Below are 9,426 nucleotides of genomic sequence, written 5' to 3' on the forward strand. Positions count from 1 at the left end.
CCGCCGCCAGTGCGGTGCGTTGTTGAGCAGATACTCCCATGGCATTGCCGACACCGAAATCACCCTTTGGGGTGAGCACGTTCGCGGCGGCCCGGGCTCACCCCAAAGGGTGATTCCGGGTGCCGGCAGGGTATGGGAGCATCAACCCGCCCCAGCGCTGCGAGCCTTGCGCTCGACCTCCTTGCACAACGCCCACCGGTAGCGAGCCTGCTCGCCTGCCGCGGTGGCCTGCATCCCTTTCCAGGAGTTAGCAATGCATACAACAACAAGTACAGCTCATCCCACCGCCCCGCATGCACCCTCGCAACCCGCCGCCACCAATGGCCGTTTCCGCAAGTCCATGAGCATGACCGCCCTGGTGCTGTTCGGCCTGGCCTACATGGTGCCGCTGGCCGTGTTCACCACCTATGGGCTGGTCACCCAGATGACCAAAGGGCACCTGCCCACCGCCTATCTACTGACCCTCGCCGCCATGCTGCTGACCGCCTACAGCTACGGCCGCATGGTTCAGGCCCACCCCTACTCCGGCTCGGTCTACACCTACACGCGCAAGGCCTTTGGCAGCCACATCGGTTTCATCACCGGCTGGACCCTGCTGCTCGACTACATCTTCCTGCCGCTGCTCAGCTACCTGCTGATCGGCATCTACATGTCGGAATACTTCCCGGCCATCCACGCCTGGGTGTGGGTGGCCGGTTCCATTGCCCTGGTCACCTTCCTCAACCTGATCGGCATCGAGTCGATCACCCGGGTGAACTGGATCCTGGTGGTGGCGCAGTTGGTGTTCATCATCGTCTTCGTCAGCCTGTCGGTGCTCAAGCTCAGCGGCCAGGCGGAGCCGGTGTCGCTGCTGGCCCCCTTCCACCATGAAGGTTTCAGCGTGCCGCTGATCATGACCGGCGCTGCGGTGCTGTGCCTGTCGTTTCTGGGCTTTGATGCGGTATCGACCATGGCCGAGGAAACCAGCAACCCCACCTACCGCATTCCGGTGGCGATCCTTGCCGTGTCACTGATTGGCGGCTTGCTGTTCCTGGTGGTGTCGTACTGCGCCCAGATGGTGTTCCCCGACTGGGGCAGCTTTGCCGACCCGGATTCGGCCTCGGTCGATGTCATGCGCCGGGTCGGTGGGGAACTGCTGGTCACCGCCTTCACTGCCACCTACGTCGCCGGCTGCTTCGCCTCGGCCATGGTGTCCCAGGCCAGCGTATCGCGGGTGCTGTTCGCCATGGGCCGCGACGGCGCATTACCGCGTGCGTTCGGCCAGCTGGTGACCAAGAAGCGTGTGCCGGCCACGGCCATTATGGTGGTCAGCCTGCTGTCGCTGATCGCCCTGGTCATCACCCTCGACACCGTGGCCAACATGATCAGCTTCGGCGCGCTGTTCGCCTTTTCGGCAGTGAACCTGGCGGTGGTCAAGCACTACCTGGTCGACCAGAAGCTGCGCGGTGGCCGCAACGTGTTGCTGTATGGCGCCATTCCCGGGCTGGGCTTTCTCAGCACATTGTGGCTGTGGAGCAGCCTGACCAGCCTGTCGTTCACCATCGGCCTGTGCTGGATGGGCATGGGGCTGCTGGTGCTGCTGGGGTTGACCCGGGCGTTCCGGGTGAAGCTGCCGGAGTTGCAGATGGCTGACTGAGAAAGCCCGCGCGCTCGCTGTGGGAGCAGCCTGCATCTCCTTCAAGGCAGGCGCAGAACCTGTAGGAGCGGCCTTGTGTCGCGATGGGCTGCGAAGCAGCCCCAGCAATTTGTGTATCTGTGTGCAAACCCTGGGGCTGCTGCGCAGCCCATCGCGACACAAGGCCGCTCCTACAAGGTGGACGGTACCAGCCTGCCCATTCGATAACCTACAGCTATCACCCGATCCGCATTAATCATTATTCAGCCCCCCGTCAGCCGCCTACAGTCCCAGCCCAACGACTGTCATTGCCAACGGGAAACCCAATGTCCATCGAACATCGCCTGAACCACATCGCCGGCCAGCTCAGCGGCAACGGTGACGTACTGCTGAACAGCGTCGACGCCCACAGCGGCGAGCCACTGCCCTACGCCTTCCACCAGGCGACCGGCGACGAGGTCGAGGCCGCCGTGCAGGCGGCCGAGGCTGCCTACCCGGCCTATCGCAGCACCAGCCCGGCCGAGCGTGCGGGTTTTCTCGATGCCATCGCCAACGAACTGGACGCCCTCGGTGATGACTTCATCCAGCATGTGATGCGTGAAACCGCACTGCCCGAAGCACGCATCCGTGGCGAACGCGCGCGCACCAGCAACCAGCTGCGCCTGTTTGCCGAGGTGGTACGCCGTGGCGACTTCTACGGCGCCCGCATCGACCGCGCCCTGCCCCAACGCACCCCGCTGCCCCGCCCGGACCTGCGCCAGTACCGCATCGGCGTAGGCCCGGTGGCGGTGTTCGGCGCCAGCAATTTCCCGCTGGCCTTCTCTACCGCTGGCGGTGACACCGCCTCGGCACTGGCCGCTGGCTGCCCGGTGGTGTTCAAGGCGCACAGCGGGCACATGCTCACTGCCGCCCATGTAGCGGCGGCCATCGACCGCGCAGTGGCCAGCAGCGGCATGCCGGCCGGCGTGTTCAACATGATCTACGGTGCAGGCGTGGGTGAAGCGCTGGTCAAGCACCCGGCCATCCAGGCGGTCGGCTTTACCGGCTCGCTGCGCGGCGGCCGCGCCCTGTGCGACATGGCCGCAGCCCGCCCGCAGCCCATCCCGGTATTTGCCGAAATGAGCAGCATCAACCCGGTGATCGTGCTGCCGCAGGCGCTGCAGGTGCGCGGTGAGCAAGTGGCCAGCGAACTGGCCGCCTCGGTGGTCATGGGGTGTGGGCAGTTCTGCACCAACCCGGGGCTGGTGGTGGGCATCAAGTCGCCGCAGTTCGAGCAGTTTGTGCACACGCTGGTGGCACGCATGGCCGACCAGGGCCCACAGACCATGCTCAACGCCGGCACCCTGCGCAGCTACCAGAACGGTGTGCAGCACCTGCTGGCGCACCCAGGCATTCAGCACCTGGCCGGGGAGCCGCAAAGCGGCAACCAGGCCCAGCCACAGCTGTTCAAGGCTGACGTGAGCCTGCTGCTGAACGGCGACCCGCTGCTGCAGGAAGAAGTGTTCGGCCCGGCTACCGTGGTAGTGGAAGTGGACGACGCGCAGCAATTGACCGAAGCCCTGCGCCACCTGCAAGGCCAGCTGACGGCCACACTGATTGCCGAGCCTGACGACCTGGGCACCTTTGCCACGCTGGTGCCGCTGCTGGAACGCAAGGCCGGGCGCCTGCTGTTGAACGGCTACCCGACGGGCGTTGAGGTGAGCGATGCGATGGTGCATGGCGGGCCTTACCCAGCCACTTCCGATGCCCGTGGCACGTCGGTCGGCACCCTGGCCATCGACCGCTTCCTGCGCCCGGTGTGCTTCCAGAACTACCCGGATGCGCTGCTGCCAGATGCCCTGAAAAGCGCCAACCCGCTGGGGATTGCGCGGTTGGTGGATGGGGTGAGTAGCCGTGAAGCGGTGTGATCAGGCAATGATGTAGTTTGGGCTGGCCTCTTCGCGGGTAAACCCGCTCCCACAGTGACAGCGTATGCCTGAAATCTGCGCGGTTCCTGTGGGAGCGGGTTTACCCGCGAAGAGGCCGGTACAGGCGCAAACAATTGATGAAATTTCCTTGTCGGCATTAAATAGATACTACTGACACAGGAACTCAATTCATCAAAGGCCGGCCATGTACTCCTCCGAACGCCTCAAAGGCATCGATGTCTTCGTCGCCGTCGCTGACCTGGGCAGCTTCACGGCAGCCGCCGAGCGGCTCAACCTCACCAGCTCGGCCATCAGCAAGAGCGTGGCCCGGCTGGAGGCGCGCCTGGGCGCACGCCTGTTCAACCGCACCACCCGCAGCCTGTCGCTAAGCGAGGCGGGCGTGGTGTTCTACCGTACCTGCACCTCGGTGCTGGCTGACCTGGAAGAGGTCGAGCACGCACTGGTCGCCAGCGATAACCAACCCCACGGCAAAGTACGCATCGAACTGCCCGCCTCTTACGGTCGTTTGCATGTGCTGCCACTGATCCTCGACTTCATCCGCCTGCACCCGCTGCTGCAGCCGCATGTGTCGTTTTCCGACCGTTTCGTCGACCCGGTGCACGAGGGTATCGACATCGTCGTGCGCATCGGTGGCCCGGATGCCTGGCCGGCGGCACTCGGCCACCAGTACTTCGGTGCCCAGCGCCTGATGTTCTGTGCCGCCCCCAGCTACCTGGAAAAGCATGGCGTGCCGCAAGACGAACGCGACCTGGAACACCATCACTGCGTTGGCTACGGCCACACCGACGGCATGGTCAGCCCCTGGTTCTTCAAGGGCCGCCAACCTGGCGAGATGGAACGGCGTACCGTGCAGCCACGCATCGCAGTGGGCGATGGCGAGGGCGAAGTTGCAGCCGTACTGGCCGGCCATGGCATCGGCCAGCTGCCCACCTGGCTGACCCAGCAACACCTCGACCAAGGGCACCTGGTGGAGGTATTGCCAGCGCTGGCCACCGACGGCCTGCCAATGAACCTGGTGTGGCTGAAAAGCCGCGAAGGGCTACCCAAGGTACGCGCCTTGCTCGACTACCTGCTGCCCCGCTTGGCGCCTCACGGCACCCGTACCAGCACCGCAGGCTGACGCGCAAGGCTGTGCACCAGCGGCACCAGGCCCAGCGCCAGCAGTGCGACACCTGCAGCCACATAGCCCAGGTACTCGATACCCAAGCCTGGGATGGTCATGCCGCCAAGCACGGCACCCAGGCCGATACCGGCGTTGGCCGCCGACACATTGGTGGTGCCGGCCAAGGCCTGGGCATGCGTCACCGAACTCATTACCCGCACCTGGCTGACGGGGTACAGCGCCGTATTGGCAATGCCCCACACGGCCAGTGCCAGGCAGAATGCCAGGCCGGCATCTGCCAGCGGTACCAGGGCCGCCATGCCAATCGCCAGCAACAGCAGGAACAGCGCCGTCGCCCTGAGCGGTGAACGGTCCACTGCGCGCCCGCCGATCCAGTTGCCCAGCAGGCCGACGGCGCCAAAGCCCATCAGCCACCAGCCGGTATGTGCCGGTGCCACGCCCGCAACCCGCTGCAGCAGATCGGCCAGGTAGGTGTAGCCGGTGAACATCGCGGTGAACACCACCACCGACAACAACACATTGGCGAGGAAATAGCGCTCTTTGAAAATGCGCGCCTGCTGCCTGAAGTCGATTTTTGCCGTGCGGGCAACGTGCGGCATCCACACCCACATGGCCAGTGCCATCAGCAGCGACAGTGCCGCCAGTATCCAGAACGCGCCTCGCCAGCCTACGGCATTGGCCGCCACGGTACCCAGCGGAATGCCCAGCAGCATGGCCGCCGAGATGCCCAGGTACACCTTGGCGATGGCCTGCCCGGCTTTATCACGCCCGGCCAGGTGCCCGGCCGTTTCGCTGGCCGTGCCCCAGAACACCGGCAATGCCAGTGCCGGAATTACCCGCGCGATAGCCAGCACCCAGAAACTGCTCGATGCCGCAGCCAGCGCGTTGGCTGCAGCAAACACCAGCAGGATGGTGATGAACAACCGCTTGCGATCCAGGTGCGCCAATGCAGCGGTCAAGGCCGGGCCGGCAAGCATGACGGTAAAGGCAAACAGCGTGACCAGCTGGCCCGCCACCGAGATCGAAATCCCCAGGTCGTGGCTGAGCGCGGGCAGCAACCCGACGATCAGGAACTCGGTGGTGACGATCAGAAAGGCTGAAAAAGCCAGGATGGCGATGCTGATTGCAACGTTTCGGTCAGCAGTGGCAGCCCCGTGGCCGGGTTCGTGGACAGACATCAAGACAGACTCCAGAAAAGAGGCTGCCAGTCTATTGGTAAAACTAATTCCTATCTTTGGTCATATTTCATCAATTAATTGACAAGGATTCATCAATAACAAGGCAATGTATACAACTTTAAAGATTCCTGATTACATAAGCGCTCGCCTACGACCTCGGTAAACGCCGATGCGTATTGCGACGGGCTTAAGCCATGTCATCTGCAACCACCAAGAAAACCCTCCTCGTCAAGAACGCCGCACTTCTGGTCACCATGGACGGCGAACGCCGTGAGATCAAGAACGGCGGCCTGTACATCGAAGACAACCTGATCAAGCAGGTCGGCCCCAGCGATACCCTGCCGCAGCACGCCGACGTGGTGCTGGACATGGCCGGCAAAGTGGTCATCCCGGGCCTGGTCAACACCCACCACCACATGTACCAAAGCCTCACCCGCGTGGTGCCGGCGGCCCAGGACGGTGAGCTGTTCAACTGGCTGACCAACCTGTACCCGATCTGGGCCCGCCTGACCCCGGAAATGATCGCGGTGTCGACCCAGACCGCCATGGCCGAGCTGATCCTGTCCGGCTGTACCACCTCCAGCGACCACCTGTACATCTACCCCAACGGCTGCAAGCTCGACGACAGCATCCATGCCGCCGCCGAAATCGGCATGCGCTTCCACGCCGCACGCGGCAGCATGAGCGTGGGCCAGAGCCAGGGTGGCCTGCCGCCTGACTCGGTGGTGGAGAAGGAAGCCGACATTCTCAAGGAATCGCAGCGCCTGATCGAGGACTACCACGACGCCAGCCACGGCTCGATGCGCCGCATCGTGGTAGCGCCCTGCTCGCCGTTCTCGGTCAGCCGCGACCTGATGCGCGAAGCCGCCGTACTGGCGCGCCAGCATGGCGTGTCGTTGCACACGCACCTGGCCGAGAACGTCAACGACATTGCCTACAGCCGCGAAAAGTTCGGCATGACCCCGGCCGAATACGCCGAAGACCTCGGCTGGGTCGGCCACGACGTCTGGCACGCCCACTGCGTGCAGCTCGACCAGCATGGCATCGAGCTGTTCGCCCGCACCGGCACCGGTGTTGCCCACTGCCCTTGCTCGAACATGCGCCTGGCTTCCGGCATCGCCCCGGTGCGCAAGATGCGCGACCACGGGGTGCCGGTGGGCCTGGGGGTCGACGGTTCGGCGTCCAACGACGGCGCCAGCATGATCGGCGAAGTGCGCCAGGCCCTGCTGCTGCAGCGGGTAGGTTTCGGCCCTGACGCCATGACCGCGCGCGAGGCGCTGGAAATCGCCACCCTGGGTGGCGCCAAGGTGCTTAACCGCAATGACATCGGCGCCCTGGCCCCGGGCATGGTCGCCGACTTCGTCGCCTTCGACCTGGGCCATGTGGCCTATGCCGGCGGCCTCCACGACCCGTTGGCGGCACTGGTGTTCTGCACCCCGACCCAGGTGCACACCAGCGTGATCAACGGCCGCGTGGTGGTCAAGGACGGCCAGCTGGCCACCGTCGACCTGCCACGCGTGCTGGAGCGCCATAACCAGCTGGCGCACCAGTTGGTCAGCGGCGCCTGATCTACCCGGGCTACTTCGTCGTAGTCACTTAAGCAAATTGGGGCCGCTTTGCGGCGCCTCTAATGCCAGGCGCAATCCCCTGTAGGAGCGGCCTTGCGTCGCGATGGGCCGCAAAGCGGCCCCCAGGTTTCAGCCTCAACGCAAAAAAAGCTGGGGCTGCTGCGCAGCCCGATCGCGACACAAGGCCGCTCCTACAAAAGACCGCGGCTGCCGCAATATCAGTCGGTCACTGCTGCTGGCGGGTAGCGCACACCACGATCTCGCGGATGCACACCGACTGCGGCTGCCCATAGGCAAAGCCAATGGTTTCGGCAATGGTCTCGGCCGTGAGCACTCCACCCATCTCCTGCTTCCATTCGTTGTAACCCGCCTTGATGGCGTCATCGGTGGTATGGCTGAGCAGCTCGGTATCGACTGCGCCCGGCTCGATGGTGATCACTCGCACATTGCTCGGCGACAACTCTTCGCGCAGGTTTTCCGACAAGCCAGTGACAGCGAACTTGGTGCCTACATAGGCGACATGATTGGGGAAGGCCTTGCGCCCGGCCACGGAACTGACGTTGATGATGGTGCCGTGCTTGCGCGCGACCATGCCGCCGGCCACAGCATGAATGCCATTGAGCAGGCCACGCACGTTGACGTCGAGCATACGGTCCCATTGCTCCGGGTCCTGCGTGGCAATACTGCCCAACAGCATTACCCCCGCATTGTTGATGATCGCATCCACCGGGCCAAAGCGCGCCTCGGCCTCGGCAACGGCGGCCAGCACTGCCGCGCGGTCGGTGATGTCGACCGCCAGCGCCAGGCTGTTCGGCAGCTGCAGTTGCTGCATCGGCGCCAGGCGACGGGACAGCAGCAACAGCGCGTGGCCACGGCCTGACAGCAGCTTGGCGGTGGCCAGGCCGATGCCGGAGCTGGCACCGGTAATAACCACCAAAGGTTTGTGAGCGTAGGTCATGGTCGCCATCCTGTTATCCGATTTGCCTATGGGTAAGAAGTAGAGCGAGTATAGAAGCCAGCTTTTTTCGCGAAAAATGGGAAATTCCTTTCGCAGCCATCGGCATCACTTATGGGTACCCCATGGACTATCGCCAGCTCCGCGCCTTTATCGCGGTGTTCGAAGAACGCAATATCACCGCAGCAGCGCGCTCGATACACCTTAGCCAACCGGCGCTGTCCGGCAGCATCAAGGCGTTGGAGGAGGCGTTGGGTACCACGCTGTTCGTGCGCCAGCCACGCGGCGTCGAGGTCACCGAAGATGCCCGTGCGCTATACCCCGAGGCGCAACGCATGGTCGCCGATGCCAACCGCCTGCTTGGCCGCTTCAAGGGCGACCGTGAGCGTGTGCCACTGCAGGTCGGCGTCGAGCAGGATGTGAGTGCAGCGGTGTTGGGCAAGGTTGTAAGGGCGGCGGCGGCTATCCAGCCTGCGGTACGCTTGCAGCTGGTGACGGGTTGCGCGGGCGCGGTGCGCCTGGCCAGTGAAGAGCTGCGCTGCGAGGATGAATTGTTCCTGCCGTTGCACAGCGATCCGTTTGTACTGACCACTGCGGCCCAGGTAACGGCGGCCGATCATTGGATCACCTGCCCTGCGCAACCCAGCCACCAGCGCCTGCTGCCGTTCTACACCGCCGGCCCGGTGGCTGAAGCCGAAACGTTTGCCCTGGCCCTGGCGATGGTGGCCGCCGGGCTGGGCATGGCCATCGTGCCGGCGTCGCTGGCGACCGAGCAAGGTGGTGTGCGCTGCGAGCCCATGCCGCAACTGGACCTGCGCCGGCGCATCGGCCTGTGCTACTCGGCCCAGGCGTTGGTGCTGGATGGGGTCGTGCAGTTGCGCGATGCGTTGCAGTAGAGCCTCACTGTCCTGACGCAATCCCTTGTAGGAGCGGCCTTGTGTCGCGATGGGCTGCGCAGCAGCCCCAGGTTTTGCGCACAGATGCACAAATTGCCGGGGCTGCTGCGCAGCCCATCGCGCCGCAAGGCCGCGCCTACAGGGGGCCGGCGTGGGCCGGGCC

At 64.4% G+C, this 9,426-nt stretch carries 7 protein-coding genes; 5 read left to right on the forward strand and 2 right to left on the reverse strand.

Going from position 1 to position 9,426, the window contains the following annotated elements; genetic code table 11:
• Window positions 1-253 precede the first annotated feature (253 nt).
• The 3 genes from IAE39_RS18940 to IAE39_RS18950 all read left to right on the forward strand — a co-directional run bounded on the left by IAE39_RS18940 (window position 254) and on the right by IAE39_RS18950 (window position 4,663).
• The gene (locus IAE39_RS18940) at window positions 254-1,636 is read left to right on the forward strand and encodes an APC family permease (protein ID WP_201205349.1); all 1,383 of its coding nucleotides are present in this window, start codon (window positions 254-256) and stop codon (window positions 1,634-1,636) included.
• 305 nt (window positions 1,637-1,941) lie between these two features.
• Window positions 1,942-3,522: an aldehyde dehydrogenase (NADP(+)) gene (locus tag IAE39_RS18945; protein ID WP_201205350.1), complete on the forward strand. Its 1,581-nt coding sequence runs from the start codon at window positions 1,942-1,944 to the stop codon at window positions 3,520-3,522.
• 205 nt (window positions 3,523-3,727) lie between these two features.
• Entirely contained in the window at window positions 3,728-4,663 is a 936-nt protein-coding gene (locus tag IAE39_RS18950; RefSeq protein ID WP_201205351.1) for a LysR family transcriptional regulator, read from the forward strand.
• Here the strand turns inward: IAE39_RS18950 and IAE39_RS18955 are convergent.
• Complete coding sequence (locus IAE39_RS18955) at window positions 4,633-5,844, reverse strand: MFS transporter (protein WP_201205352.1); 1,212 nt, start codon at window positions 5,842-5,844, stop codon at window positions 4,633-4,635. The two genes, IAE39_RS18950 and IAE39_RS18955, sit on opposite strands and share 31 nt — an antisense overlap.
• A gap of 194 nt (window positions 5,845-6,038) precedes the next feature.
• Between IAE39_RS18955 and IAE39_RS18960 the strand changes: the two genes are divergently transcribed.
• Complete coding sequence (locus tag IAE39_RS18960) at window positions 6,039-7,412, forward strand: 8-oxoguanine deaminase (protein ID WP_201205353.1); 1,374 nt, start codon at window positions 6,039-6,041, stop codon at window positions 7,410-7,412.
• Between the two features lie 226 nt (window positions 7,413-7,638).
• On the opposite strand, the gene IAE39_RS18965 is transcribed toward IAE39_RS18960, so the two are convergent.
• Window positions 7,639-8,370, reverse strand: coding sequence for an SDR family oxidoreductase (locus tag IAE39_RS18965; protein ID WP_201205354.1), 732 nt, complete (start codon window positions 8,368-8,370; stop codon window positions 7,639-7,641).
• Window positions 8,371-8,492: 122 nt separating this feature from the next.
• On the opposite strand from IAE39_RS18965, the gene IAE39_RS18970 reads away from it, so the two are divergent.
• Window positions 8,493-9,263: a LysR family transcriptional regulator gene (locus IAE39_RS18970; RefSeq protein ID WP_201205355.1), complete on the forward strand. Its 771-nt coding sequence runs from the start codon at window positions 8,493-8,495 to the stop codon at window positions 9,261-9,263.
• The last annotated feature ends 163 nt before the right edge of the window (window positions 9,264-9,426 follow it).

It is taken from the genome of Pseudomonas sp. S37, assembly GCF_016658545.1.
Lineage (GTDB): Bacteria > Pseudomonadota > Gammaproteobacteria > Pseudomonadales > Pseudomonadaceae > Aquipseudomonas.

Coding starts and splice junctions, on each gene's coding strand:
- IAE39_RS18950 (WP_201205351.1), top strand. CDS start 3,728: ATGTACTCCTCCGAACGCCTCAAAGGCATCGATGTCTTCGTCGCCGTC.
- IAE39_RS18965 (WP_201205354.1), bottom strand. CDS start 8,370: ATGACCTACGCTCACAAACCTTTGGTGGTTATTACCGGTGCCAGCTCC.
- IAE39_RS18940 (WP_201205349.1), top strand. CDS start 254: ATGCATACAACAACAAGTACAGCTCATCCCACCGCCCCGCATGCACCC.
- IAE39_RS18945 (WP_201205350.1), top strand. CDS start 1,942: ATGTCCATCGAACATCGCCTGAACCACATCGCCGGCCAGCTCAGCGGC.
- IAE39_RS18960 (WP_201205353.1), top strand. CDS start 6,039: ATGTCATCTGCAACCACCAAGAAAACCCTCCTCGTCAAGAACGCCGCA.
- IAE39_RS18970 (WP_201205355.1), top strand. CDS start 8,493: ATGGACTATCGCCAGCTCCGCGCCTTTATCGCGGTGTTCGAAGAACGC.
- IAE39_RS18955 (WP_201205352.1), bottom strand. CDS start 5,844: ATGTCTGTCCACGAACCCGGCCACGGGGCTGCCACTGCTGACCGAAAC.